The organism is Balnearium lithotrophicum (assembly GCF_900182585.1).
GTDB lineage: Bacteria > Aquificota > Aquificia > Desulfurobacteriales > Desulfurobacteriaceae > Balnearium > Balnearium lithotrophicum.
Window position 1 is genome coordinate 18,775 of the sequence record NZ_FXTM01000005.1, and the last position, 24,184, is coordinate 42,958.

Annotated in this window: 26 protein-coding genes; 18 read left to right on the forward strand and 8 right to left on the reverse strand. The window is 41.9% G+C overall.

Annotated features, from left to right (window positions below; translation table 11 throughout):
• Positions 1 to 25 precede the first annotated feature (25 nt).
• Positions 26 to 739 (reverse strand): hydroxymethylpyrimidine/phosphomethylpyrimidine kinase, encoded by a 714-nt coding sequence (locus tag FN732_RS02530; protein WP_142934354.1) that lies wholly within the window; start codon positions 737 to 739, stop codon positions 26 to 28.
• 57 nt (positions 740 to 796) lie between these two features.
• Between FN732_RS02530 and argS the strand changes: the two genes are divergently transcribed.
• The 11 genes from argS to metG are packed head-to-tail and all read left to right on the forward strand — an operon-like array spanning position 797 to position 11,372.
• Complete coding sequence (gene argS, locus FN732_RS02535) at positions 797 to 2,458, forward strand: arginine--tRNA ligase (RefSeq protein WP_142934356.1); 1,662 nt, start codon at positions 797 to 799, stop codon at positions 2,456 to 2,458.
• Positions 2,458 to 3,138, forward strand: a complete 681-nt coding sequence (locus FN732_RS02540) for an SPOR domain-containing protein (protein ID WP_142934359.1) — start codon at positions 2,458 to 2,460, stop codon at positions 3,136 to 3,138. Before argS ends, FN732_RS02540 begins: the two co-directional genes overlap by 1 nt.
• On the forward strand, positions 3,138 to 4,526 hold the full coding sequence (locus FN732_RS02545) for a TatD family hydrolase (protein WP_142934361.1): 1,389 nt from the start codon (positions 3,138 to 3,140) through the stop codon (positions 4,524 to 4,526). Before FN732_RS02540 ends, FN732_RS02545 begins: the two co-directional genes overlap by 1 nt.
• Entirely contained in the window at positions 4,514 to 4,921 is a 408-nt protein-coding gene (gene nikR, locus FN732_RS02550; protein ID WP_142934363.1) for a nickel-responsive transcriptional regulator NikR, read from the forward strand. The genes FN732_RS02545 and nikR overlap by 13 nt, the downstream gene beginning before the upstream one ends.
• 45 nt (positions 4,922 to 4,966) lie before the next feature.
• The gene (locus tag FN732_RS02555; protein WP_142934365.1) at positions 4,967 to 5,710 is read left to right on the forward strand and encodes a YebC/PmpR family DNA-binding transcriptional regulator; all 744 of its coding nucleotides are present in this window, start codon (positions 4,967 to 4,969) and stop codon (positions 5,708 to 5,710) included.
• A complete protein-coding gene (locus FN732_RS02560) occupies positions 5,703 to 6,764 on the forward strand; it encodes a lytic transglycosylase domain-containing protein (protein WP_142934368.1) in 1,062 nt (353 codons plus the stop codon). Before FN732_RS02555 ends, FN732_RS02560 begins: the two co-directional genes overlap by 8 nt.
• A complete protein-coding gene (locus FN732_RS02565; RefSeq protein ID WP_142934371.1) occupies positions 6,751 to 7,557 on the forward strand; it encodes a tRNA (adenine-N1)-methyltransferase in 807 nt (268 codons plus the stop codon). Before FN732_RS02560 ends, FN732_RS02565 begins: the two co-directional genes overlap by 14 nt.
• Positions 7,545 to 8,162 (forward strand): MotA/TolQ/ExbB proton channel family protein, encoded by a 618-nt coding sequence (locus tag FN732_RS02570; protein WP_142934373.1) that lies wholly within the window; start codon positions 7,545 to 7,547, stop codon positions 8,160 to 8,162. The genes FN732_RS02565 and FN732_RS02570 overlap by 13 nt, the downstream gene beginning before the upstream one ends.
• Positions 8,159 to 8,935, forward strand: coding sequence for an exodeoxyribonuclease III (gene xth / locus FN732_RS02575; RefSeq protein WP_142934375.1), 777 nt, complete (start codon positions 8,159 to 8,161; stop codon positions 8,933 to 8,935). The genes FN732_RS02570 and xth overlap by 4 nt, the downstream gene beginning before the upstream one ends.
• 30 nt (positions 8,936 to 8,965) lie before the next feature.
• On the forward strand, positions 8,966 to 9,784 hold the full coding sequence (locus tag FN732_RS02580) for a 2,3,4,5-tetrahydropyridine-2,6-dicarboxylate N-succinyltransferase (protein WP_142934377.1): 819 nt from the start codon (positions 8,966 to 8,968) through the stop codon (positions 9,782 to 9,784).
• 10 nt (positions 9,785 to 9,794) lie between these two features.
• Positions 9,795 to 11,372, forward strand: a complete 1,578-nt coding sequence (gene metG, locus FN732_RS02585) for a methionine--tRNA ligase (RefSeq protein WP_142934379.1) — start codon at positions 9,795 to 9,797, stop codon at positions 11,370 to 11,372.
• Between the two features lie 27 nt (positions 11,373 to 11,399).
• On the opposite strand, the gene ahcY is transcribed toward metG, so the two are convergent.
• Genes ahcY through FN732_RS02610 form a run of 5 tightly spaced genes read right to left on the reverse strand, consistent with a single transcriptional unit; the run spans position 11,400 to position 17,650 of the window.
• On the reverse strand, positions 11,400 to 12,659 hold the full coding sequence (gene ahcY, locus FN732_RS02590; RefSeq protein ID WP_142934381.1) for an adenosylhomocysteinase: 1,260 nt from the start codon (positions 12,657 to 12,659) through the stop codon (positions 11,400 to 11,402).
• Entirely contained in the window at positions 12,643 to 13,662 is a 1,020-nt protein-coding gene (lpxD, locus tag FN732_RS02595; protein WP_142934383.1) for a UDP-3-O-(3-hydroxymyristoyl)glucosamine N-acyltransferase, read from the reverse strand. The genes ahcY and lpxD overlap by 17 nt, the downstream gene beginning before the upstream one ends.
• Positions 13,659 to 14,204, reverse strand: coding sequence for an OmpH/Skp family outer membrane protein (locus FN732_RS02600; RefSeq protein ID WP_142934385.1), 546 nt, complete (start codon positions 14,202 to 14,204; stop codon positions 13,659 to 13,661). Before FN732_RS02600 ends, lpxD begins: the two co-directional genes overlap by 4 nt.
• A gap of 15 nt (positions 14,205 to 14,219) precedes the next feature.
• The gene (bamA, locus tag FN732_RS02605) at positions 14,220 to 16,511 is read right to left on the reverse strand and encodes an outer membrane protein assembly factor BamA (protein ID WP_142934387.1); all 2,292 of its coding nucleotides are present in this window, start codon (positions 16,509 to 16,511) and stop codon (positions 14,220 to 14,222) included.
• A 14-nt stretch (positions 16,512 to 16,525) separates the two neighbouring features.
• A complete protein-coding gene (locus FN732_RS02610) occupies positions 16,526 to 17,650 on the reverse strand; it encodes a sensor histidine kinase (protein ID WP_142934558.1) in 1,125 nt (374 codons plus the stop codon).
• Between the two features lie 117 nt (positions 17,651 to 17,767).
• Here FN732_RS02610 and gap point away from each other — a divergent pair, with 117 nt between their 5' ends.
• Positions 17,768 to 18,775 carry a type I glyceraldehyde-3-phosphate dehydrogenase gene (gap, locus tag FN732_RS02615; RefSeq protein WP_142934389.1) on the forward strand — a complete coding sequence of 336 codons (1,008 nt, stop codon included), beginning with the start codon at positions 17,768 to 17,770 and terminating at the stop codon, positions 18,773 to 18,775.
• On the opposite strand, the gene FN732_RS02620 is transcribed toward gap, so the two are convergent.
• Complete coding sequence (locus FN732_RS02620) at positions 18,759 to 19,355, reverse strand: CvpA family protein (RefSeq protein WP_142934391.1); 597 nt, start codon at positions 19,353 to 19,355, stop codon at positions 18,759 to 18,761. The genes gap and FN732_RS02620 overlap by 17 nt on opposite strands.
• Entirely contained in the window at positions 19,346 to 20,194 is an 849-nt protein-coding gene (gene nadC, locus FN732_RS02625; protein ID WP_142934393.1) for a carboxylating nicotinate-nucleotide diphosphorylase, read from the reverse strand. The genes FN732_RS02620 and nadC overlap by 10 nt, the downstream gene beginning before the upstream one ends.
• 20 nt (positions 20,195 to 20,214) lie before the next feature.
• Here nadC and FN732_RS02630 point away from each other — a divergent pair, with 20 nt between their 5' ends.
• Genes FN732_RS02630 through FN732_RS02655 form a run of 6 tightly spaced genes read left to right on the forward strand, consistent with a single transcriptional unit; the run spans position 20,215 to position 24,172 of the window.
• Positions 20,215 to 20,754 carry a CDP-alcohol phosphatidyltransferase family protein gene (locus tag FN732_RS02630; protein ID WP_142934395.1) on the forward strand — a complete coding sequence of 180 codons (540 nt, stop codon included), beginning with the start codon at positions 20,215 to 20,217 and terminating at the stop codon, positions 20,752 to 20,754.
• Complete coding sequence (locus FN732_RS02635; protein WP_142934397.1) at positions 20,747 to 21,811, forward strand: AI-2E family transporter; 1,065 nt, start codon at positions 20,747 to 20,749, stop codon at positions 21,809 to 21,811. Before FN732_RS02630 ends, FN732_RS02635 begins: the two co-directional genes overlap by 8 nt.
• Positions 21,789 to 22,352: a dephospho-CoA kinase gene (coaE, locus tag FN732_RS02640; protein ID WP_142934399.1), complete on the forward strand. Its 564-nt coding sequence runs from the start codon at positions 21,789 to 21,791 to the stop codon at positions 22,350 to 22,352. Before FN732_RS02635 ends, coaE begins: the two co-directional genes overlap by 23 nt.
• Positions 22,349 to 23,158 (forward strand): TIGR00282 family metallophosphoesterase, encoded by an 810-nt coding sequence (locus FN732_RS02645; RefSeq protein ID WP_142934401.1) that lies wholly within the window; start codon positions 22,349 to 22,351, stop codon positions 23,156 to 23,158. The genes coaE and FN732_RS02645 overlap by 4 nt, the downstream gene beginning before the upstream one ends.
• On the forward strand, positions 23,124 to 23,981 hold the full coding sequence (gene folD / locus FN732_RS02650; RefSeq protein ID WP_142934403.1) for a bifunctional methylenetetrahydrofolate dehydrogenase/methenyltetrahydrofolate cyclohydrolase FolD: 858 nt from the start codon (positions 23,124 to 23,126) through the stop codon (positions 23,979 to 23,981). The genes FN732_RS02645 and folD overlap by 35 nt, the downstream gene beginning before the upstream one ends.
• Positions 23,978 to 24,172 (forward strand): ATP-binding protein, encoded by a 195-nt coding sequence (locus FN732_RS02655; protein WP_142934405.1) that lies wholly within the window; start codon positions 23,978 to 23,980, stop codon positions 24,170 to 24,172. Before folD ends, FN732_RS02655 begins: the two co-directional genes overlap by 4 nt.
• Positions 24,173 to 24,184 lie beyond the last annotated feature (12 nt).

Sequence of the window (24,184 nt, forward strand, 5' to 3'; positions counted from 1 at the left end):
TGATTTTGTCTAAAAATATACGTTTTTAGAGTAATGAGTACAGCTGTTTAGCTCCACTCAAGAGTATTGATTTTCTCCTGTACTCCTCTAAGAACTTTGAACTTTCAAGAAATGCCTCACTTAGGGGTTTTCCCTTTGCAAGTAGTGCCGTTAGTGAAGATGAGAATGCACACCCCGTTCCCCTCACAACCCTACCGTCCCTCCTGTGACAGACCTCAGAAACAAGTTCACCCTCAATAAACAACCTATCACAAACAAGGTCACCCTTCGGAATTCCCTTTACAACTAAATTCTTCCCTCTAACAAAATCTCCTATCAATTTGTATTCATCAACGTTCGGCGTTAAGACGGTTGCAACATCTATCAAGGGAGAAATTACAGAAATCCTGTCTATAAATGACTTTCCAAAGGTAGGTGATAAAACGGGGTCAAAAACAACAGGTACATCCAAACTTTTCAACCTTTCTGCTATTTCTTCATTAACATCTCTATCCCTGTGAGGAATTCCGACTTTTACCCCCCTTACATCAATCTCGTCAAAAATCAGGTCAATCTGCTGTAAAAGGAGCTCCCCATCTGTGAATGAAACCGACAGAACTCCCTTAGTATTCTGTGAGGTGTTTACCGTAATAACGGCAGTTCCCAAAAAGCCAAAGATGTTAAAGGTTCTAACGTCCCTTAGTATCCCTGCTCCACCTGTAGGATCAAATCCTGCAACTGTTAGAAGGAAGTCCTTCATAACATCTCCAATAGTATAATCTGGGTTCAAAGCTAACAAATTAACTCTGGAGAGGCAATGAGGGAAATAGTAAAGGAGAGAGTCTTAAGTGCAGTAAGGAAAATTTACGGAGAGGATGCTGTAGGAGTTCTTGAAAGGGCAACTTTTGAGAAACCTAAAAGGAAGGAGTTTGGAGACCTTGCTACAAATGCAGCGTTTTTGCTTTCAAAGTTGACTAAGCAGTCTCCCACGGCTATAGCAGAAGAGATAAAGAAAGTTTTAGTGGGAAGTGGTGACTTTGAGAGCGTTGAAGTTGCCGGAGGGGGATTCATAAACTTCAGGCTCTCTCAAAAATTCTATATGGAGCTCCTTGAAAAAATAGTTGAGGAGGATTTTTATTTATCAAATATTGGAAAGGGGGAGAGGGTTCTCTTAGAGTACGTTTCTGCAAATCCAACAGGCCCTCTACACGTAGGACACGGAAGGGGAGCCGTTGTTGGAGATGTCCTTTACAGGATAATGAAGGTTACAGGCTACAGTCCTGAAAGGGAGTTCTACATAAACGATGCAGGAAGGCAGATAAGACTTTTAGGAGTTTCAATTTACCTTAGGATAAAGGAGTTAAAAGGAGAAAAGGTAGAGCTCCCCGAGGATGCCTACTCCGGCGAAATTGAAATCTGGGGAAGGAACTACATCAGGGAGCTTGCAGAGAAGCTCCTCAAGTTAAAACCTGAAATTCTGGAACTCCCTGAGGAGGAGGCTGTTAAATTAGCTGCCGAATTTGGGAAGGAGGAGATACTTAAGTGGATTCAGGAAGACTTGAAGGAGCTCCGCGTTGAGTTTGACAACTGGTTCAGTGAGAGGGCGCTCTACGAAAAGGGAGAAGTAGAAGAGGTCTTAGAACTCTTAAAGGAAAAGGGATACGTGTACGAAAAGGATGGAGCCCTCTGGCTTAAGACAACCCTGTTTGGAGACGATAAGGATAGGGTCGTAAAGCGCTCAAACGGTGAGTATACCTACTTTGCCTCAGATATTGCCTACCACTACAACAAAATTAGGAGAGGTTACGACAGAGGAATAGACGTATGGGGAGCTGACCACCACGGCTACATTCCCCGTGTTAAGGCCGCAATAGAAGCACTTGGAAAGAATCCTGATTGGCTTGAGGTTATACTCATACAGTTAGTTAAACTCTTTAAAAACGGTGAAGAGATAAAAATGTCAAAGAGAAAGGGAAACTTTATTCCCCTGAGATGGCTTATGGATGAAGTTGGTGTTGATGCTGTCAGGTTTTTCTTCCTCCTCAAGCGCCACGATACTCCCCTTGACTTTGACATTGACCTTGCCCTCTCCCAAAAGAGTGAGAACCCCGTTTACTACGTCCAGTATGCCCATGCAAGGCTCTGCAGTGTAATGGATAAAGCAAGGGAGAAGGGGTTCTTACCTAAAAAGGAAAACTTAAACCTTCTTAAATCAGAAGAGGAGAGGGAACTGATTCTCAAGGCTTACGGATTCAGGTACGAACTTCAGCAGTCCGCCTTGAAGAGGGAGCCCCACAGGATTACCTACTACTTAATAGATTTAGCCTCATCTCTTCACAGGTTTTACAACAAGCACAGGGTTATTGATGAGGAGAATAGGGAGCTCTCTGAAGCCCGCCTCTATTTAATAGAAGGGATTAAAAGGGTGATTAAATTAGGGCTTGGAATCTTAAATATAAATGCACCGAGGAGGATGTAATGGACGGGGATAGGAGATTTCAGGTGATTTTTGTCGTTATTTCAGCACTGCTTTTTGGATTTGCCTACGGGATAGGTTACTACGTTGGAAAGGGAAAAGGTATAGAAGAGGAAAAAAAGATATGTGAAATTGAGAAAAAACAGATTGTTAAAACACTATCAAGAATTGCCCCTGTATCAAGGCCAGAACCTATTGAGGAGAAAGTTGTTAGTGAAAAAACAGAGGTAGAAGCAGAAAGTGAGAATAAGTCGGAAGTTGCTTCAAATGGAACAGGTTCAAACGGGACAGGAGAGGAGATTACTCAGGTTGCACAGGTTACAAGTAATCAAACAGAAGTTGAAAAGACAAAAGAGATAGCAGAAGAAGAGGTTAAAAACAGGGAATCAGAAGAAAAAACTGAAGAGGTTAAAAGTAAAGAGGAGAAAATCGAGAAAGAAGGAGAGGTCAAACAAAACCAGTCTGGTAAGTACTATCTTCAAGTTGGCGTATTCAGAAATAAAGAAAATGCCTTAAAGCTTGCTGAGCGTTTACAAAAATTAGGTTTTAAGCCCAAAACCATATATACCAGCCGTTACGTAAAGGTAGTAGTTGGTTACTTCCAGACTAAGAGAGAAGCTTTAAAGGCCAAAAAGGAACTTTCCTCACATGGAATAAGTGCCATTTTGAAGAGGAGGAAATAGTGATAGACACCCATGCCCATATTCACTTTCCACAGTTCGATGAGGACAGGGAAGAGGTAATAAAGGAGTGTGAGGAAAAGTTAGATGCCGTTATAACGGTAGGTTGCGATTTAGAGGACAGTAAAAGGGCAATCGAGGTTGCAAACTCAAGCAAAAAAGTCTACGCATCTGTAGGAATTCATCCTCACGAGGCAAGGAACTATTCTGAGAGGGACTACGAAAGAATCGTTGAACTTGCCCAGAGTCCAAAGGTGGTTGCTCTTGGAGAAATGGGGTTAGACTTTTACAGAAACCTATCCCCGAAGGAAAGACAGTACGAAGTATTCCACATGCAGGTTGAAATAGCAAAGGAGCTTGACCTTCCTGTAATAATCCACACGAGGAATGCTGCCAAGGAGATGGCAGATTTCATAAAGAAGCACTTTGACGGGGTTAGAGGAGTTATCCACTGCTTTAGCGGTGAAAGAGAGCTCCTTGAATCCGCATTGGATGCGGGACTGTTTATCTCCTACGCTGGCATAGTAACGTATCCAAAGAACAGGGAGTTGAGGGAGACGTTAAAGTACGTTCCATCTTCAAGACTCTTGATTGAAACAGACTCCCCATATTTAGCACCTCAACCTGTAAGGGGAAGGAGAAATAAACCCACCTACGTCGCATATACGGCAATGACAGTAGCAAGAGAGTTGGGACTTTCGTTTAAAGATGTGGACAGAATAACAACCGTTAATGCAAAGAGGCTCTTTAACCTACCTCTAACAGGTGAAGAGGAAAAGAAGAGGTTGGTTTACCAGGTTGGAGATAAACTCTACATCAATTTAACCTCTAAATGTCCCTGCTCCTGTAAGTTCTGTTTTAGGGGGACAGAGGACTACGTCTTGGGATACAACCTACACCTCAAAAGGGAACCTATTCCGGAAGAGTACATGTACAGAATAAAAAACCCGGGAGTTTATAGTGAAATAGTCTTCTGCGGGTATGGAGAAGCATTTGAAAGGTACGAAGCCTTAAAGAAGGTTGCCGAGTGGGTCAAAAAGTTTTCAAAGGATACGCCAATCAGGGTTGATACCTGCGGGTTGGGATATCTGATAACAGAAAACGAGAAAATTTTGGAGGAATTGAAGGGACTAATTGACTCCTTCAGTATCAGCGTTAATGCTTCCAATAAAGAAGAATACCTGAGAGTTGTAAGGCCTAAATTCGGAGAAAGAAGTTGGGACTCGCTGGTAAAATTTATAAAGGATGCAAAGGAGCTTGGATTTAATGTGAGGGTAACTGCTGTTGACTACCCTGGATTTAATAGGAATGAGTTTGAAAAATTTGCAAGGGAGTTGGGTGTGGAGTACAGAATACGGCCATTCAAGAGGTTTAAGAAATGGGAAGAATAGTTAGGTTAACGGTCTCCCTTGAGGAAAAGTTATTTGAGAAGTTTGAGAAGTTTATCGAGGAAAAGGGATACCTCAGCCGTTCAGAGGCGATAAGGGATTTAATTAGGGCTGCCCTAATAGAGAAGGACTTAAAGCCTGAAAGCTTTGCCTTTGGAACGATAACCGTTGTCTACGACCACCACCAGAAGGACTTGGTTGATAGACTAACAGAAATTGAGCACAACTACTTGGAAAACATTATCTCTACAATGCACATTCACATAGACCACCACCACTGTTTAGAGGTAATAGCAGTTAAGGGGAGAGTAAAGGAGATAAAGGAGCTTGCTGACAAGATAACTTCCCTGAAGGGAGTTAAGCACTCAAAGTTAGTATTTACAGGAATTGAACCTTAACTTCACAGGTTTATATTCTCTGTAGCAATCAATTGGGAGGTTAGGATGGCTGGACACTCCAAATGGGCAAACATTAGACATAAAAAGGCAGCACAGGATGCCAAGAGGGGTAAAATCTTTACAAAACTTGCAAGGGAAATTACAGTGGCTGCAAAGGAGGGTGGAGGAGACCCTGAAAAGAATCCACGTCTAAGGGCAGCAATAGAGAAGGCCCGTAAGTTTAACATGCCAAAGGAAAACATAGAGAGGGCTATAAAGAGGGGAACAGGAGAGCTTGCAGGGGAGTCCTACGAAGAGGTAACCTACGAGGGTTACGGACCCGGAGGAGTTGCAATAATCGTTAAGTGTCTAACAGACAACAGAAATAGAACCGCAGCCGAGGTGAGACACGCCTTCTCAAAACACGGAGGAAACTTAGGAACTTCAGGTTGCGTTTCGTGGATGTTTGAGAGAAAGGGAGTAATCCTCATTCCGGCTGAAAACTACGACGAAGAGACCGTTATGATGGCCGCAATTGAGGCCGGAGCAGAGGACGTTGTGAGGGAGGACGATAAGTTTGTAGTTTATACAGAGCCCTCCGAGCTTGAAACGGTCAAGGAGGGGATTTCAAACAGTGGAATAGAGATAGAGGAGGCCAAGTTAGACCTCATCCCAACAACTACAACTAAAGTAGAGGGTGAAACCGCCTTAAAAGTCTTGAAGCTTTTAGAGGTTCTTGAGGACTTGGACGACGTACAGGAGGTTTACTCTAACTTTGATATGCCTGAAGAGGTTATGAATAATGCGTAAACTTTTCCTTACCGCTCTTTCTCTTTCCCTCCTTCCTCTCCCCTCCCTTTCCCATAGCTTGAAGGACTCTGTTTATACCGAGTCTAAAATTCTCCTTGAGTGTTCACTTAATAAAAATTCCTGTGAAACGTTGTTGGACATTCCCTGGGACAAACCGGCCTTTCAGTTTTGGCTCTCCTACTACAAAAATAGGTGGAATAAACTAAAACTGCTTTCACAAATTGACTCATTTAAGCTTTTCTATCCAAAAATTGTTGAAATTTTTAGGAAGGAGGGAATTCCTGAGGACTTGGCTCTCCTATCCATTGTAGAAAGCCAAGGGAACCCATCGGCCGTTTCAAAGGCCGGGGCTGCTGGGCTTTGGCAGCTTATGCCTTCAACTGCAAGAAGGCTCGGACTTAAGGTCAACTGGCTAATCGATGAGAGATTTGACCCTATAAAGTCAACAAAAGCTGCAGCTAAATACCTAAAGGAGCTCTACTCCATCTTCCACAGGTGGGACTTGGCAATAGCTGCCTACAATGCAGGTCCCGGAAGGATTAAGACCAGGTTAAAGAAATTAGGGAATGCAGACTTTTGGGACTTAACGAAACTTCCCGATGAAACTCTCAACTACGTTCCAAAATTTTACGCCGTTCTTTCTGTTGTAAAGGGAAGTAACATACTGAGAAATGGAAGTAAGGAAACACTAGTTACGATAAAAGTAAAAAGCAGAACAACCCTTAGGAGAATAGCAAAAGCCCTAAACGTTCGCTATTCAACGGTAAAAAAGTACAACAGGTTTTTTAGGAGAAACATCGTTCCTCCAAACTACTACATATACCTTCCGTCTAAATCAATAAGAAACTATCACTTATTGAAGTATGCAAAGTCAAAAAAAATCTTTATCTATGTTCCAAAAAGAAGGGAAACTATTACTCTGATAGCGAGAAAGTTTGGAGTGAATCCAAAGCTAATTAGGGAGATTAACAGGCTTAGGAATAACAGAATCTACTTTGGAAAGCCAATAATAATAGTTAAATTAGGTGAAAAAGGAAGAGATGGAAAGAGTTAAGGAAAACGACACAGTTATTCTTTTTGACCCAGAGAAGAAAAAGAAGTACTTCTTAAACCTATCACTGGCAAAGGGAAAGTTCAACACGGACAGAGGAGAGGTCAAACTGAGTGAAATTGTAGGAAAACCCTACGGTTCGAAGATAGAAACCCACAAGGGATTTTCCTACGTAATTCTCCCCGTTTCCATCTATGAGTTTATAATGAACAAACTGAACAGACTGACACAGATTGTTTACCCCAAGGATGCAGGGTACATCCTCTTGAGGCTCAACGTTAAACCTGGGGATACAGTAGTTGAGAGCGGCATAGGTAGTGGAGCTCTTACCTCAGTATTCGCTCAGGCAGTGGGAGAAAATGGTAAGGTTATTAGCTATGAGAGAAGGGAGGAGTTTATAAAGAACGCCCTGTCAAATCTGAGAAAGTTGAACCTTGAAAGTAGAGTTGAGGTAAAATACAGGGATATATCCGAAGGGTTTGATGAGGTTGAATCTGCCGATGCCCTCTTCTTAGACGTTAGAGAACCATGGCTATACGTAGATAAGGCCTATAGAGCCCTTAAAACGGGCCATTTTTTGGGAATTTTAGTTCCTACCGTGAACCAGGTAATTGAAACGCTTAAGGAACTGAAAAAACATCCATTTATGGACGTTGAGGTCAGTGAAATTCTACTTAGAAAGTACAAGAGGGTGCCTGAGAGGTTGAGGCCTGAGGACAGAATGCCTGCCCATACTGCATACCTAATTTTTGCGAGGAAACTTCCAGAGGATGTGAGGATTGAATGGGAGGAGTAGAGCTCTTAAACAAGGCGGGAATATCGGGCTATCTCATACTTCTTCTTTCCATTGTCTCATTGGCCATTGTATTTGAAAAGCTGTACGTATTGAGATTGGGAAAGTTGGTTCCAAAGGACGATTTGAGACTCTTGGTTGAGTTTTTAGGACAGGGAAATATAGGGGATGCTGTAGAGCTTTGTAAGAGAAGGAGGAGCCTCCTTTCGGCGGTCGTTTTCGATGCAATAAAGAACATGGGAAAACAGACGAGGGAAAACTTCCTCCACGCTTTTGAAGTTAGTGCAAGGAGGCACTTCATTGAGCTTGAAAGGGGAATGGCACTACTTGCGATAACTGCAGCAACCTCTCCCCTTTTGGGACTGTTGGGAACCGTTTTGGGGATGGTTAAGATATTTGGAGCTCTGACAGGCGGAACTGGGATGGGAAACCCTCAGGAGCTCTCTGCGGGAATAGCTGAAGCTCTCCTTACAACCATTATGGGACTGATAGTTGCTATTCCAGCAATTGCCATGTACAACATATTTAACAAAAAGCTTGACAAAATAGCTGCAGAAATTGAGGCTGCAGGAGTTCTCCTTGCAAACAACTTCAAAGGCCTGTCATGAAAATAGCTACGTGGAACGTCAACTCAATAAGGGTAAGGCTCCCTTTAGTTATTAACTGGCTTAAGAGTACAAAAACTGACGTTTTAGGAATGCAGGAGGTGAAGGTAGAGGAGGAGCTCTATCCTTTTTCCTACTTTGAGAAAATCGGATACAGGTGCTCCGTTCACTCACAGAAGGCCTACAATGGAGTTTCAACCTGTTCAAAAATTTCACCAAAGGAAGTTTTTAAGGGATGGCCGGACGGAGAGGATGATGAAAGGAGAGTTCTAATAACAAAATTTAACGGATTCTCTGTAATTAACGTTTACGTTCCAAGGGGTGGAAAGAGGGGAACGGAGAGACATGCTTATAAAATCTACTTCCTCACAAAGTTAAAGGTTCTCCTTGAAAATATGTTTTCTCCCGATTACCCCCTAATTCTTTTGGGCGATTTTAACGTTGCCCGCTCAGAAATGGACATTTACGACCCGACAATCTGGAAGAACAGACCGGGATTTATGGACGATGAGAGAGAAGCTTTGGAAGAGCTCCTCTCCTTCGGACTTTACGACCTTTTCAGGGAGAAACACCCAGATGAGAGAAAGTACTCATGGTTTGATATAGAGACGGGAGGTTTTAACAGAAATCAAGGATTGAGAATCGACTACATCTTTGTAACAAAGCCATTACTTGAAAAGTGTTTAGAGTGTGATATTGATTACGAGGCCAGGAAAAAGAGGGAAAATCTCCTCCCATCAGACCACGCACCAGTCTACGCAGTCTTTAATATATAATTCAATCTCCACAAAACCTTGGAGGTAAAAATGGAAGAACTGAAGGGACTCATTGAGGAAGCCTGGGGAAATAGGGAACTTTTAAAGGAAAAAAAGTACCAGGATGCGGTAAGGGAGGTAATTGAACTTTTAGATAAAGGAAAGGTTAGAGTTGCTGAGAGAGTAAGTGTTGGAAACTGGAAGGTTAACGAGTGGGTTAAAAAGGCAATACTCCTCTTTTTCCCAATTTCAGAGATGAAGGTTATGGAAGTAGGACCCTTTGAATACTACGACAAGATTCCCCTCAAAAAGGGCTGGGATAAATTGGGAGTTAGAGTAGTTCCCCCGGCAACTGCGAGGTACGGCTCCTACATAGAGCCTGGTGCTATTCTGATGCCGTCCTACGTAAACATCGGAGCTTATGTAGGTTCTGGTACAATGGTTGATACCTGGGCAACCGTTGGTTCATGTGCCCAAATAGGAAAGAACGTTCACCTATCCGGTGGTGTAGGAATAGGAGGGGTTTTAGAGCCACCAAACGCAACTCCAGTAATAGTTGAGGACAACTGCTTTATCGGTTCAAGGTGCATAATTGTTGAGGGAGCTGTTATTGAGGAGGAGGCAGTCTTAGGCGCTGGAGTTGTAATAACTGCCTCAACGAAAATTATCGACGTTACGGGAGATGAGCCTGTTGAGTACAGGGGAAGGATTCCTGCAAGGAGCGTTGTTATACCGGGAACGAGGGTTAAGAAGTTCCCTTCAGGAGAGTACCACATTCCATGCGCCCTCATAATTGGAAAGAGGAAGGAATCAACGGACAAGAAGACCTCTCTCAACGAGGTTCTAAGGGAATTTAACGTTCCCGTCTAAGGAGGGAGAATTGGAAAAGTTCTACGTGACAACACCTATATACTACGTTAACGATAAGCCCCACTTGGGGCATGCCTATACAACAACAGCTGCAGACGTTATTGCGAGGTTTAACAGGTTTTTGGGAAGAGACGTATTCTTCCTAACAGGTACAGATGAACACGGCCAAAAGATACAACAGGCTGCAGAAAAAAGGGGAATGTCCCCAAAGGAGTTTGTTGATTCACTCGTTCCAACGTTCAAGGAGCTCTGGAAGAGGCTAAACATCTCCTACGACCATTTCATTAGGACGACGGATTCTTATCACGTAAAGGCCGTTCAGCACATCTTTATGAAGTGTTACGAAAACGGGGACATATACTTAGGAGAGTACGAAGGTTGGTACTGTATACCTTGTGAAACCTACTACACGGAAAAGGACTTAATCGATGGAAGGTTGTGTCCAGCATGTAAGAGGGAAGTGGTTAGAGTAAAGGAGGAGAGTTATTTCTTTAGGTTGAGTAAGTATCAGGATAGGCTTTTAAAGTTCTACGAGGAAAATCCTGAATTTATAGCCCCTGAGTTTAGAAGAAACGAGGTTATAAACTTCGTAAAACAGGGATTGAAGGACCTCTCAATCTCAAGGACGAGCTTTACCTGGGGAATTCCCGTACCGATTAACGAAAAACACGTAATATACGTTTGGTTTGATGCCCTAACAAACTACCTTTCCGCTGTTGGCTATCCCGATGATACCGAAAGGTTCAACAAGTACTGGCCTGCGGATTTACACTTGGTTGGAAAGGACATTTTGAGGTTTCACGCAGTTTACTGGCCTGCTTTTTTAATGTCTGCAGGGCTTCCTCTGCCAAAAAGGGTTTTTGCCCATGGATGGTGGACTGTAGAAGGGGAAAAGATGAGTAAATCTAAGGGGAACGTTGTTGACCCCTTTGAGATTGTAGATAAGTTTGGTGTTGACCAAATAAGGTTTTTCCTCTTTAGGGAAGTTCCCTTTGGGCTCGATGGAGACTTTTCATACGAAAAACTTGTCAACAGAATAAACGGTGAACTTGCAAACGACTTAGGGAACCTGTTTAATAGAACCCTATCGATGGTAAAGAAGTACAGGGGCAGTATCGTTCCCGAATCCAAGGGAGAAGAGAGGGAGATTGACGTTGAGCTTAGAGAAAGGGCTCTTTCAACACTTGGTAGAGTAAAAGAACTCATTCCAAAAGGTGAAGTTTCGAAGGCTTTGGACGAAATCTGGAAGTTTGTAGGTTTTGTTAACTACTACATCGATAGGAGAGCTCCCTGGCAGCTCAACAAGGAGGGGAACGAGGAGCTTGACAGAGCTCTCTACAACATGGTTGAGTCCCTTAGGTTTATAACGGCATTTGTCTATCCCTATATGCCGGACTCAGCAGAGAAAATGGCTGAACTCCTGAACCTCGGAAAAAAAGCTGAGGAACTCCGAATTAGTGATTTCAATTCATGGGGAGGCTTTAAACCGGGAACCGAAGTCAAAAGGGGTGGAATCCTCTTTCCGAGAATTGAATACAACCCTGAAACGGGAGAGGTAAGGTTAGCCAAGACAAAGAAAGGAAATTAAAAGGGAGGGTACCCTCCCTTTTATACACTAAGTGCCCATCTCCCAGGAGTTTAGATATCTTATTTGTTCCTCTGTAAGTTGGTCTATCTCTATCCCTAAGGCTTTCAACTTAAGTTCTGCAACCTTCTTATCAATATGCTCGGGAACCACATAAACGTTAGGCTCCAAATTTTTCCCTTCCTTAACAATGTATTCAGCTGAAAGTGCCTGATTTGCAAAGCTCATATCCATAACAGACGCCGGATGCCCCTCAGCTGCAGAGAGATTGACGAGTCTTCCCTCGGCCAATAGGTAAATTCTCCTACCATCGGAAAGTTTGTACTCATCAACAAAAGGCCTAACCCTTCTCTTTTCAACTGCCAAGGACTCTAAAGCCGGAATATCTATCTCAACGTTAAAGTGTCCGGAGTTACAAACTATTGCTCCGTCCTTCATCCTTTCAAAGTGTTCCTTCCTTATAACGTGAATGTTCCCAGTAACTGTACAGAAGATATCTCCTTTTTCAGCAGCCTTTTCCATAGGCATAACCCTGTATCCGTCCATTCTTGCTTCTATTGCCTTGATTGGGTCAACCTCTGTAACTATCACCTCAGCTCCCATTCCCCTTGCTCTCATTGCAACGCCTCTACCGCACCAGCCGTAACCGGCAACAACGAAGATTGAACCTGAAAGAAGCCTGTTTGTAGCTCTCAAAATTCCATCTATCGTTGACTGACCTGTTCCGTACCTGTTGTCAAAGAGGTGTTTCGTCATTGCCTCGTTAACTGCAATAACAGGGTAGCGGAGAGCTCCATCCTTTGCCATTGCTTTCAGTCTAATAACTCCTGTAGTTGTCTCCTCAGTTCCACCAATTACGTTTGGAATCAAGTCCTGGTGCTTCATGTGAAGAGTAGATATTAAATCTGCTCCATCATCCATCGTTATGTGGGGTTTTCTCTTAAGAACCTCCTCTATGTGCATGTAGTATGTTTCCTCGTCCTCCCCCTTTATTGCAAATACGGGAATGTCGTAGTGCTTAACGAGTGCTGCTGCGACATCATCCTGTGTGGATAGGGGATTTGAAGCACACAGGTAAACCTCAGCTCCTCCTTCCTTTAAAGTCCTCATTAGGTTTGCAGTTTCTGTTGTAACGTGAAGACATGCCCCAATTCTAATGCCCTTGAGTGGCTTTTCCTCAACAAATCTCTTCCTGATTTCCTTCCTTAAAACGGGCATGTCCATTTCTGCCCATTCAATCCTGTTCTTTCCCAAGTCGGCAAGTGATAAATCCTTAACGTGAAACTCCACCGTTTCCTCCTAAAAGTTTCTTTATTTTTTCATAGACTTCGGGAAGTCTGTCTATAAGTACCTGCAACTTCCTCCACTCCCTGTAAGGTTTGGCAGGAAACCCTGCATAGACACCTGGCTCCTTCAAGCTTTTTGTAACTCCCGACTTTGCTGCAACCGTTATGTTGTTGCCAATCTCAATGTGACCCGCTACACCTACTTTACCAGCCAACGTAACGAAATCACCAATTTTTGTACTTCCAGAAATTCCAACCTGTGAGACAATAAAGCAGTACTTTCCGATTTTTACGTTGTGGCCAATTTGAACTAAGTTGTCTATCTTCGTCCCCTCTCCAATTACGGTTTCTCCAAGGGTTCCTCTATCTATTGTCGTATTTGCTCCAATTTCTACAAAGTCTTCGATAACTACCCTTCCAACCTGGGGAATCTTGTAGATTTTTCCCTCTTTTTTGCTAAAGGCATAACCAAATCCGTCAGAACCTATAACAGCTCCAGAGTGGATTCTGACAAATTTTCCAATTTCGGAATTATCGTAAATTGTTACATTTGAAAAAATTACCGTTCCATCACCTATCTTACAATTTCTTCCAATAAACGTTCCTGGGAAAATAAAAACGTTACTTCCAATTTCTGTACCTTCACCTATGTACGAAAAGTCACCTATGTAACATTCTTTTCCAATCTTTACATTTTGAGAAATAGTTGCTCTTTCAGAAATTTCCGGCTTTGGGAGATTTTCGGGATAAAATCTCTGAAGGAGCTTGGCAAATACGACGTAGGGCTCCTCGCAGACAACCTGAGGAATTTTTAATCCCTCAATGACACTACCTGTTAAAACTGCCGAGGCTTTTGTTTCCTTGAGGAACCTTTTGTATTTAGGGTTTGTTAAAAACGTTAAGTCACCTTTCTTTGCCCTGTGAATTTCCGAAATTCCCTCTATTTCAACGTTACCGTCACCTACAAGTTTGCAGTTGTACTCCTTTGCTATCTCCTCTAACTTCATTTTCCTGCCTGCTCATTGTAGAGCTTGATTATTCTATCTGTTAAATCGTACTTCTCATCGGCAGCTATTACTCCTGCCTCCCTCACCTCAACAATCATAGGAATGTTCTTTTCCTTTCTGTAGTTTTGAATGAGTTTTACAACTTCCTTAATAATTTCGGTTGTGTACTTCCTCTCTAAGTTGGCAACCTCCATCTGAGCATCCTGCTGAAATCTCTGTAAATCCCTTATCTTCTGCTGAAGCAAATCCTCCTTCTTCTCCTTTTCCTGCTTGCTCAGAACTGGGCTTTGGAGTTCCTGCTTAATCTTCTCAATCTCCTTCCTCATCTTCTCTATTTTGCTCTTTGCCTGATTAATCTTTGACTCTATTAAGCTCTTTGCCTGCTTACCTTTATTTGATTCATTGATAATTTTCTGCATATCCACGTAGTAAACTGCAAAGTTTTTTACATTTAAGTTCTTTTTCTCCGCTGATAGAGAAATATTTGGATTTACAAATGTTGCCAAAAGTAGAGCTGTAACTGTTAAAAGCCCCTTTCTCATAAAAACCTCCATTATTTAGAAGTAACTTCCCATTCCAAAGTGCCACTCTGAGGAGCTCTCTCCGCTCCTCCTGTCAAGCTTCCAACCCAAATCGAGCCTGATTGGTCCCATCGGTGTTAAAACCCTGAGTCCTATACCGGCAGACTTCCTCATATCGCCCAATTTATACTCGTCCCACCAGCCGCCACCTACATCGATGAAGCCTATGAGCCTCAACATCCTTGTTACATCGTAGCCTAATTCAAAATTGAAAATTAACTCCCTGTTTGCACCTTCAGGGTCACCATTTCTGTCCTTAGGACCGGCCTCACCCCACTTGAATCCCCTAACGCTCGTATCACCTCCAACGTAGAACCTATAATCAATGGGAAGTTTACTCGTATTTCCAAAGGCATCTGCATAACCTACTTTCGCGTGGACCGATGCAATGAAGGGGAGCTCCCAATCAACAGGCAGGTCGTTAAAGTTAAAGTAGTAAGCATACTCACCAACTAACTTGTAAAAGTCCTTATCCCCACCTAAGAAGTTTCCTGCCAACTGAGTGGTTAATTTAAAGTAATCCCCTTTATGGGGTAAGAACTTATTATCCCTTAAGTCCCTTGAAACAAAAAAGGTTGACATTCCTATTGTTTCCGTTCCTTCCTCATCCTTGACAATTTCAGGGGCATCCTCATCGATATCCGTAATCTTGTCCCTCTCTATCAGGTATCCCAATCCTACCTTCCAGTCCTCCCACAGTCTCCTACTTACGAGAGCTGAAACACCTGTCTTTTTCGAAGTGTACGTAAAGTACTCATACCTATTGTTGTAAGCACTCGTAGAGAGAGTCTGCGGTCTATCCAGCCACCACCTGTGGTTGTAGTTGATGTAGAAGTCCAAAACCCTTGAACCAAACTGTAGGTTAACAGAGCCTGAGTCTCCCGTTCCAAAGAGGTTACCCTTTGAAACACTTACCATTCCAACAAGCTTTGAAACAGAACTGTAACCTGCTCCTACTGAAAATACTCCCGTCAATCTCTCCTTAACATTAACTTTTACATCAACTTTGTTGCTCCCTCCTACTACTTTTGGCTTAACATCAACATTTTCAAAATATCCTGTATTGAACAGTCTCCTAATAGACCTTTCAAGGCGTACCGTGTTGAATATCCCAGTTTCGTAGAGGTCCAACTCTCTTCTTATTGTTCTGTCTCTCGTTGCAACGTTACCGGTTATGTTAATCCACCTAACGTAGGCTCTTTCTCCTTCATATATGTAAAAAGTGACATCTGCCGTATGTTTTTCCCTGTTGAGGGAAACCTCTGGAGATACATTTGCAAATATAAAGCCAATCTCTCCGTACTTTCTAACGATTTTCCTTTTTAGTTTCTCAATCTCCTTCTGGTTGTACCTCTTACCGGGGCGAATTCTCTTATCCAACTTTAGAAAGTCCTTTGAGGAGAACAGTTTGTTTCCAACAAACCTGATTCTGCCAAACCTGTAAGGCTTTCCCTCTCTAAGTATCCTGTAAACTACCTTGTAGCAGGAGTTACCCATACTGACGACTTCTGGTTCTCCTATCTCAACGTCCAAGTATCCCCTTTCCTTGTAGAGCTCCTCTATCCTCTTAACGTCCTCCTCAAGGTTTTCCCTTGAAAGGGGTGCATTAAACCTCAAGTGGAGAATGGATTTCTCCTTTGTTAGAAGGACATCTTTTATATCACCGGAGCTAATCTTTTTATTTCCCTTAATTTCTATCTCACATACGTTTGCTTTCCTTCCTTCGTTTATAATAAACGTAACAACAGCCCTTGTGGGAGAAATCCTGTCTATTGTATAGTAGACCTCAGTTCCGGGGAAACCTTTCTTGAGGTAAATCTCCTGGATTTTCTCCTTTAGAGTATCCAAGTACTTGTAATCAAGAGGCTTTTTAAGTTTAGTCTCCTCTCCCTCTTCAGTTACAAGTCCCAGTTCTTCCTTCAGTTTTTTACTCGATATGGACGAGTTTCCCTTGAATACAATATCCGTGATAATGGGTTTCTCCTTGACAAAGTATCTTAAGATAAGTCCCCTCTTTCCTTCCTTTACATCGACAGATATGTTTTCAAAATACCCCAATTTAAAGAGTCTCTTTATGTCTTCGGATACTGCTTTAGGGGAAAATTCCCTTCCAGGTTTTTCAGATATGTAGTAAAGAATCGTACTTTTGGGAACGGATTCATTACCTATAATTTCAACTTTTTCTATAATTTTTTCCTTCTCTGTAGCTTGAGAATATCCGGAAAAGGCAGTGATTAACGTTAAAAACAGTACTATGATTAGCCTCAATTCCACCCCCGATTCTAATCGTCGGTGCTAATAATACCACACCTCCTTGGCAGAATAATAGAAAAGCAAGAGCCCTTTCCCTCTTCACTTTCAACCCTTACCTTTCCCCCTAACTTTTCTACGGCTAATTTAACGATTGATAGACCTAATCCCGTTCCTCCCATTTTCCTTGACCTTGACTTCTCTACTCTGTAGAACCTCTCAAATATGAAGGGAATGTGTGACTTTGGAATTCCAACGCCGGTATCACACACTCTCACTTCATCCTCATTCTGGTGTTTTATGTAGGTTATTTCAACCCTTCCCCCATCTCTGTTGTACTTTACTGCATTGTCTATTAAATTCTTGAGTGCTGCATGGAGGAGTTTTCTGTCTGCACAAACCTCAGTATTTTCATCAACGTTGACAGAAAATGTTATACCTCTTTTCTCAGCTATTTCCATTAGATGGCTTGTAATACTGTTTATAATTGGTAAAAGTTTCAATTTTTTCGGCTTTAACGTTAAATTTGTGCTTTCAAGGAGGGAAAGGGTTATAAGGTCTTCGATTAACTGTTCCATGTATTCTATCCTCTCCTGAGCTTTTTTTATGTATTTAATCGCCCTTTCGTTTCTTCTACAAACATCCTCTAAAGTTTCTAAGGATATCTTAAGTGCTGCAAGTGGGGTTTTAAGCTCATGAGAAGCATTAGCTATGAAGTTCTTCTTTAAGTTTTCGTACTTTCTCATCGGTGTCTGGTCAATTAGGAGGAGAACTTTTTCATCGAGGTCTGAACCAAAAATAACTTGAACGTATCTATCGTTAATTTTCTTATCGTTCCATACTCTGTAACTTTCGTTGAAGGCCTCGTTTATCAGTGATACTACGTCGAAATTTTTTATTACCTGGTAAAAAAATTTGCCTGTATCGTTCTCATCTATTCCAAGGAGTTCCCTTGCAAACCTGTTTGTAAATACGATTCTTCCGTAAGGGTCCATAATAACAATTCCTTCCTTTATAAGGCTGAGAGCTCTACCAAGTAACTTTGACCTATCTATGTATTGAGCTTTTTTTTCCTTTTTCTTTTCCTCTCTAACCCTGAAAAGGACTTCTTCCCTCTTTCTCTTTTCCCTAACGGCAATTCCCATGAAAATTACCATGAGAAAAAAGGAAAAGAGAAAAAGCGCTAAAAAGAGCCCACTCAATACCTCTGTTTGTTATCGTCTAAAGAATAGTTTATCATTAACTTAAAAATTTTCCTTATTTTGGGAGGAATTATGGCTGTTAGAGTAGCAATTAACGGTTTTGGAAGAATTGGGAGAAGTTTCTACAGAATCGTTCACAACGACCCTGAAATTGAGGTAGTTGCAATCAACGATTTGACAGACGCTCCTACCCTTGCACACCTCTTAAAGTACGACTCTGTCCACGGCAAGTTTGAGGCCGAGGTTACGTGCGATGGAGATGAGCTTGTTATAGATGGAAGGAGAATAAAAGTCCACGCAGACCCGAATCCCGAGGAGCTTCCATGGAAAGATTTAGAAGTTGATGTTGTTTTAGAGGCCACGGGAAGGTTCAGGGATAGGGAAGGAGCGGGAAAGCACCTCAAGGCTGGTGCTAAGAGAGTTGTAATTTCAGCCCCGGGGAAAAATCCCGATGCTACCTTTGTTATGGGTGTTAACCATAGGGAGTACGACCCTGAAAAGCACAGAATCGTCTCAAACGCCTCCTGTACAACAAACTGTCTCGCACCTATTGCAAAGGTTCTACTTGAAAATTTTGGAATAGTTTCCGGATTCCTAACTACTGTACACGCCTACACGATGGACCAGAGACTCTTAGATGCTCCCCATAGGGATTTAAGGAGGGCAAGGGCAGCGGCCGTTTCAATGGTTCCAACAACAACAGGAGCAGCAAAAGCTGTAGGTCTTGTTATTCCAGAACTTAAGGGGAAATTTAACGGAATTTCCATAAGGGTTCCAACTCCTGACGTTTCTCTTGTGGATTTTGTGTGCGTTTTAGAGAGGGAAACGACGATTGAGGAGGTGAACGGAGCTCTTAAAGCTGCTTCAGAAAATGAGCTAAAGGGAATTCTTGCCTACTCTGAGGAACCTTTGGTCTCAATTGACTACCTTGGGAATCCCCACTCATCAATTGTTGATGGACTATCAACGGACGTTATAAATGGAAACTTGGTAAAGGTAATTGCCTGGTACGACAACGAATGGGGATATTCAAATAGACTTGCAGATTTGATTAAGTACATGGCTAACGTTGGAGTTTAAGGGGGAAAATTCCCCCTTTTAAATAACGTTTAAAAATAAAGTTTTTCCACAAGGTTTCCCTTGCTATCTTCCACTTCCTTATGATTGGGTCTTCATTCCTATGTTTCATTGGCAGATAATGAATAATCCTATCCATTACAGGAACAGCAATACCACCTAAGGAACTCTTTTTAACAAGGTAACTGTTTGGAGCAACAACAGATACTCCAAAAACAATTAAAGAGCATATAAGAATTCCTCTAAAAATTCCAAATAAGAAACCTAAGATGTGATTGATAAATCCCAAGTTCGTTTTATTTACCAGTCTATTTACAGAAAATGCAATGTACTTTGTAATTAAAAATAGGATAAGAAAGATAAGTAATCCCGATACAAATACCTCTCCTGTTTGAGGTTGGGATTCTGAAACTATAAATTTCGCTACCGGATGAGCGAAAAGGTATGAAATGTAGATATCTAAAATAATTCCAGCTATTGAGATAATTTCCTCAATAAATCCCTTGTTAAATCCCCTTACAAAGTTCCATCCTAAAGTAACAATTATTAACCCGTCAAGGACGTTAAGAGGTGTTAAGTCCATTCTACCTCCAGGCTGAGATCTATCCACCTTGCAGCCGTTACGATTTTACTCGTTGAAACGAAATCCACAGGTAAATTCCTGATTTTTGGAAGCCTATCTATCGTTATTCCACCTGAGAGCTCTATTCTTACTTCCTCCTTCTTCTCCTTTATCCTTTTTACACCTTTCTCAACGTCCTCATCCCTCCAATTGTCAAGCATAACTATATCAACGAGCTCAATGACCTTTATTAAATCCTCTATCTGCTCCATATTTTCAACTTCCACCTCAATCTTTGTAGTTACAGGAATGTTTTTAGAAATTTCCCTTACAGCCCTTTCGATACTTCCAAATGCCTTAATGTGATTGTCCTTTACCATAACTGCATCGTAAAGGCCAAACCTGTGGTTGAGAGCTCCTCCAACCTTAGTTGCATACTTTTCAAGAACCCTTAGTCCTGGGGTTGTCTTCCTCGTATCAAGAAGCTTAATCTTTGAACCCTTTAACCCATCTACATACTTCCTTGTCTCGGTAGCTATTCCTGAAAGCCTTTGAACAATGTTTAAGGACGTTCTTTCTCCCGTTAGAATTACCTTTAAGTTTCCCTCCATCTCACAGATAACGTCACCCTTCTTAAAGGGTTTTCCCTCCTCAATGTACCAATTAAAAGAGATTTCCTTAGATAGAACCCTGTAAACCATTTCGAAAAATGGAGCCCCGCAGAAAATTCCGCCTTCCTTAGCTATTAGACAGGCCTTACCTGAAATGTCTGAAAGGGAGGAGGTGGTAATGTCTCCCAAGTAACCTAAATCCTCGTTTAAAAAGTTTAGAATTAAGTTTTTAACGTAGAGCTCATTCATTAAAACCCTCCGGAGGAAGTATGGTAAATATACCCAATATAATAACCTTAATCAGAATATTTTTAGTTCCGGTATTCATCATGTCCGTATTCTACGGAAAATTTAAAGAAGCTTTAAGTATTTTCTTCTTCGCAGCCTTAAGCGATGCACTGGATGGATTTTTAGCGAGAAAGTTCAACAAGGTAACAATGTTGGGAGTAATATTGGACCCCCTTGCCGACAAGGCACTTATAGATTCCGGCTATTTCCTTCTCTCCTACACGGGAAAGTACATTCCTATCTGGCTAACAGTTATAGTTTTAAGTAGGGACGTTTTAATACTAATGGGAAGCTGGATTCTTTCAATCTTTAACAAAATGGATAGGATTAAGCCTACCTATTTAGGAAAGGCTACTGCATTTCTGCAGTTCTTCACACTTCTTGCAACCCTTCTAAAACTCAACTGTGGTTTTCCAAATGGTAGTATTTTAGGTGTACTGTTTTTTACCACTGCAATTTTTACAGTTGCTTCAGCTCTCCAATATACCTATAGGGGGATTAAGGAGCTAAACGGTGCGTAACTATCTTACCGAAATTTATCTTACATCAACGGTAATTCTCCTTCTAATTTTACTATTTCTGTTCGAACCGGCCCTCTTGCCATTCTTCATCGCTTCTGCAGTAGCCTACGTGTTCTATCCGGTTTTCCTCTTCTTTAACAATTTAACGGGAAATAGAAGGAGATTCTCAGCGTTTTTGACTTTACTCACAATGTTTTTAGTCCTTTCCTTTGCACTGTTTATTCTGATTCCATCGATAATTGAGCAGATTCAGAGTTTCCTAAATTTCCTCCCAATCCTGTTTGAAAAATTGGATTCATTCTTTATTAAATTTTTCGGCAAGCATTTCCCACTTCTACACCCGTTCAAACTTACAACATTGAAGGAAATAATCAACGAAATTTATCAGAAATTTGGAACTATTCCAATAGCAAACCTAATTTCAAAACTCTTTTCTGGATTTTTTTCTGCAATATCAATTATTATTAATCTGATTGTTATTCCGTTCCTCACCTACTACCTTCTCATAAATTCCAGAAAAATTGTTAGAATTTATCTGTTAATCGCTCCCTGTTCAATTCAGAAGGAGTTAAAACTACTCCTCCAGAAAGTCCACAGCTCCCTTTCAAGCTATCTAATAGGCCAGATGGCAGTTGCCCTCTTTGTCGGTCTCTACATTGCAATAGGACTCCTTTTTGTCGGTATCAAGTACTCACTGCTCATTGGCTTTGTTGCAGGAGTCCTCAACATGATACCTTACGTGGGTTTCTTTTCAGGCCTTGTACCATCACTACTCCTGGCTATCTTTGACAACGGAACACTTGAAGCAGTGATTGGAGTTCTTACAGTCTTTTTAACGGAGGTGGGGCTCGAAAATCTCATATATCCGTTAATTATGAGCAGAACAACGGGAGTCAACCCTATACTCATCCTACTCTCCATATTCTTGGGAGGTTACTTAGGCGGTCTTTTAGGTATTGTAATTGGAGTTCCCTTAGCTGTTATTTTGGTTCCCATTTTTGAAAGCTTTATAGAAAAGAAGGAGAGGTTAAAGAGTGCTTGTGGGAGTAACGGGTAACATCGGTTCCGGGAAGTCAACTCTATGTAAATTTTTAGAACTTGAGGGCTTTCCTGTATTTTATGCAGACATCATCGGAAAGAGGGCCTTATACAGAGTGAAGGAAAAACTGTTAGAAACCTTTGGTAGTGAAATTTTCAAAGAAAAAGGGGAGATTGATACTAAAAAGATTTCAAGTATCGTATTCTCCTCACCGAAAAAGTTGAAAACTCTTACAGAAATAACACACCCGTTGATAAAAGAGGAAATATTGAGAATAAGGGACGAGTTTTCTGACGAGGTTGTATTTGTTGAAGCTGCAGTTCTAATAGAGGCAGGCTGGATGGATATCTGCGATAAAATTGTTTTGGTTTTTGCATACAGAGGACAGAGAATTCTAAGGGCTTCGAGGAAGTTTGGCTTAAGGGAAACTTTAAGGAGGGATTCCCTTCAAAAACCCTACAGTGAAAAGTTAAAATATGCCGACTACTTAATCTGCAATACGGGGGATTTAATCCACCTGAAGGAGCAGACAATTTCCCTACTGAAGGAGCTCCAATGAGAATTTTACTGGTGGGAGATGTTGTAGGAAGGCCGGGGAGGAGAGCTCTCCACCTCTACCTTGAGGAGAACAGGAATAAGTTTGACGTATGTATAGCAAACGGTGAAAACGCAGCAGGGGGATTTGGGTTAACAGAGAAGATTGTCAATAAGCTACTTTCTTACGGTGTAAACGTTATAACTGGGGGAAACCACACGTTTGACAAAAAGGAAATTTACCAGTTCATAGATAAGTATCCGATTCTAAGACCGGCAAACTATCCTGAGGGAGCTCCGGGAAGGGGATTTCTAACCTTTGATTTTGAGGGTACAAAAATCTCAGTTATCAACCTCATGGGTAGGGTATTTATGGAGTGCCTCGATAACCCATTTAGGAAGTTCGATGAAATTTACGAGAGTAACGAAGCGGATATCGTTATTGTTGACTTTCACGGTGAAGCATCATCTGAGAAACAGGCCTTTGGGTTCTACGTGGATGGGAAGGCAACTGCCGTATTTGGAACCCATACACACGTTCAGACCTCAGACCTGAGAAGGTTACCCTCAGGCACCCTATACATAACGGATGCCGGAATGTGCGGAGCTCTCAACTCAGTAATAGGGATAGAACCTAAAGAGGGAATAGAGAGGTTTGTTAAACAGTTACCTGTAAGGTTCAAAGTTCCAGAGAAGGCTGAACTCATTCAGTTCTGCGGTGTTCTCTTTGAAGTCGACGACAGATTCAGAGTAGTTAGGTATGAGAGAATTTACGAAATATACGAGAGGAGAGAGGATGGCAGTTATACTAGACGGGAAAGCCCTATCTAAAAAGATAAGAAACTCTTTGAAGAATGAGGTTAAGGAACTGAAGGAAAAATTTGGAAGACCTCCCTCTTTAGCAGTTGTACTGGTTGGAAACAACCCTGCAAGTGAAATTTACGTGAGGAACAAGATAAAGGCCTGCAGTGAAGTGGGGATAGATTCCATAGACAGAAGGCTTCCCGAGACGGTAACACAGGAGGAGCTTAACTCCATTGTAAAGGAGCTGAACGAAGACCCCAACGTTGATGGAATAATCGTTCAACTTCCACTTCCCAACGGTCTGTCCTGCAGGGAGGTTGTCAACTACATATCACCTGAGAAGGACGTTGATGGCTTCCACCCCGTTAATGTTGGAAAGTGTACTTTGGGGCTGTACGACCAGGGACTAATGCCGTGCACTCCTGCAGGCGTTATGAAGTTTTTTGAGGAGTACAATATCCCACTACAGGGAAAGAACGCAGTAATGGTTGGTCACAGTAACATAGTCGGAAAACCCCTTGCAAATATGCTGATAAATGCAAATGCAACGGTTTCTGTCTGCCACGTCTATACTAAGGACCTTTCCCACTACACAAGGTACGCAGACGTACTCTGCGTTGCTACAGGTGTTCCAGGCCTAATAAAGGCAGACATGGTTAAGGAGGGAGCTGTAGTCATTGATATAGGAATCAGCAGGGTAAATGGTAAGATTGTTGGTGATGTCGATTTTGAGGGTGTAAAGGAGAAGGTCTCAGCAATAACTCCAGTTCCTGGAGGAGTAGGACCTATGACGATTACGATGCTCCTTTACAATACGGTAAAAGCCTTTAAGATGAGGAACGGTATTTGAAGGTAATCCCCTACGTTGATAACGAAAAGTGTATCGGTTGTAAAATCTGTGAGGAGGTTTGTCCTCACGGAGTATTTGTCATGAGTGAGAGCAAGGCAGTGGTTATGTATCCCGAAAGGTGTAACGGTTGTGGTCTCTGTGTGGAGAACTGTCCTGTCGATGCCATAACGTTGAAGTGGACAGACCTGTAGAAGGAGAGAAAA

What these genes read in the sequence shown, in the direction of transcription:
- argS (WP_142934356.1), top strand. Translation starts at nt 797, where the DNA reads ATGAGGGAAATAGTAAAGGAGAGAGTCTTAAGTGCAGTAAGGAAAATT.
- FN732_RS02620 (WP_142934391.1), bottom strand. Translation starts at nt 19,355, where the DNA reads ATGGACTTAACACCTCTTAACGTCCTTGACGGGTTAATAATTGTTACT.
- FN732_RS02570 (WP_142934373.1), top strand. Translation starts at nt 7,545, where the DNA reads ATGGGAGGAGTAGAGCTCTTAAACAAGGCGGGAATATCGGGCTATCTC.
- FN732_RS02555 (WP_142934365.1), top strand. Translation starts at nt 4,967, where the DNA reads ATGGCTGGACACTCCAAATGGGCAAACATTAGACATAAAAAGGCAGCA.
- FN732_RS02645 (WP_142934401.1), top strand. Translation starts at nt 22,349, where the DNA reads ATGAGAATTTTACTGGTGGGAGATGTTGTAGGAAGGCCGGGGAGGAGA.
- FN732_RS02600 (WP_142934385.1), bottom strand. Translation starts at nt 14,204, where the DNA reads ATGAGAAAGGGGCTTTTAACAGTTACAGCTCTACTTTTGGCAACATTT.
- FN732_RS02565 (WP_142934371.1), top strand. Translation starts at nt 6,751, where the DNA reads ATGGAAAGAGTTAAGGAAAACGACACAGTTATTCTTTTTGACCCAGAG.
- FN732_RS02580 (WP_142934377.1), top strand. Translation starts at nt 8,966, where the DNA reads ATGGAAGAACTGAAGGGACTCATTGAGGAAGCCTGGGGAAATAGGGAA.
- gap (WP_142934389.1), top strand. Translation starts at nt 17,768, where the DNA reads ATGGCTGTTAGAGTAGCAATTAACGGTTTTGGAAGAATTGGGAGAAGT.
- lpxD (WP_142934383.1), bottom strand. Translation starts at nt 13,662, where the DNA reads ATGAAGTTAGAGGAGATAGCAAAGGAGTACAACTGCAAACTTGTAGGT.
- FN732_RS02630 (WP_142934395.1), top strand. Translation starts at nt 20,215, where the DNA reads ATGGTAAATATACCCAATATAATAACCTTAATCAGAATATTTTTAGTT.
- nikR (WP_142934363.1), top strand. Translation starts at nt 4,514, where the DNA reads ATGGGAAGAATAGTTAGGTTAACGGTCTCCCTTGAGGAAAAGTTATTT.
- xth (WP_142934375.1), top strand. Translation starts at nt 8,159, where the DNA reads ATGAAAATAGCTACGTGGAACGTCAACTCAATAAGGGTAAGGCTCCCT.
- FN732_RS02530 (WP_142934354.1), bottom strand. Translation starts at nt 739, where the DNA reads ATGAAGGACTTCCTTCTAACAGTTGCAGGATTTGATCCTACAGGTGGA.
- FN732_RS02540 (WP_142934359.1), top strand. Translation starts at nt 2,458, where the DNA reads ATGGACGGGGATAGGAGATTTCAGGTGATTTTTGTCGTTATTTCAGCA.
- FN732_RS02610 (WP_142934558.1), bottom strand. Translation starts at nt 17,650, where the DNA reads ATGGTAATTTTCATGGGAATTGCCGTTAGGGAAAAGAGAAAGAGGGAA.
- folD (WP_142934403.1), top strand. Translation starts at nt 23,124, where the DNA reads ATGGCAGTTATACTAGACGGGAAAGCCCTATCTAAAAAGATAAGAAAC.
- nadC (WP_142934393.1), bottom strand. Translation starts at nt 20,194, where the DNA reads ATGAATGAGCTCTACGTTAAAAACTTAATTCTAAACTTTTTAAACGAG.
- FN732_RS02560 (WP_142934368.1), top strand. Translation starts at nt 5,703, where the DNA reads ATGCGTAAACTTTTCCTTACCGCTCTTTCTCTTTCCCTCCTTCCTCTC.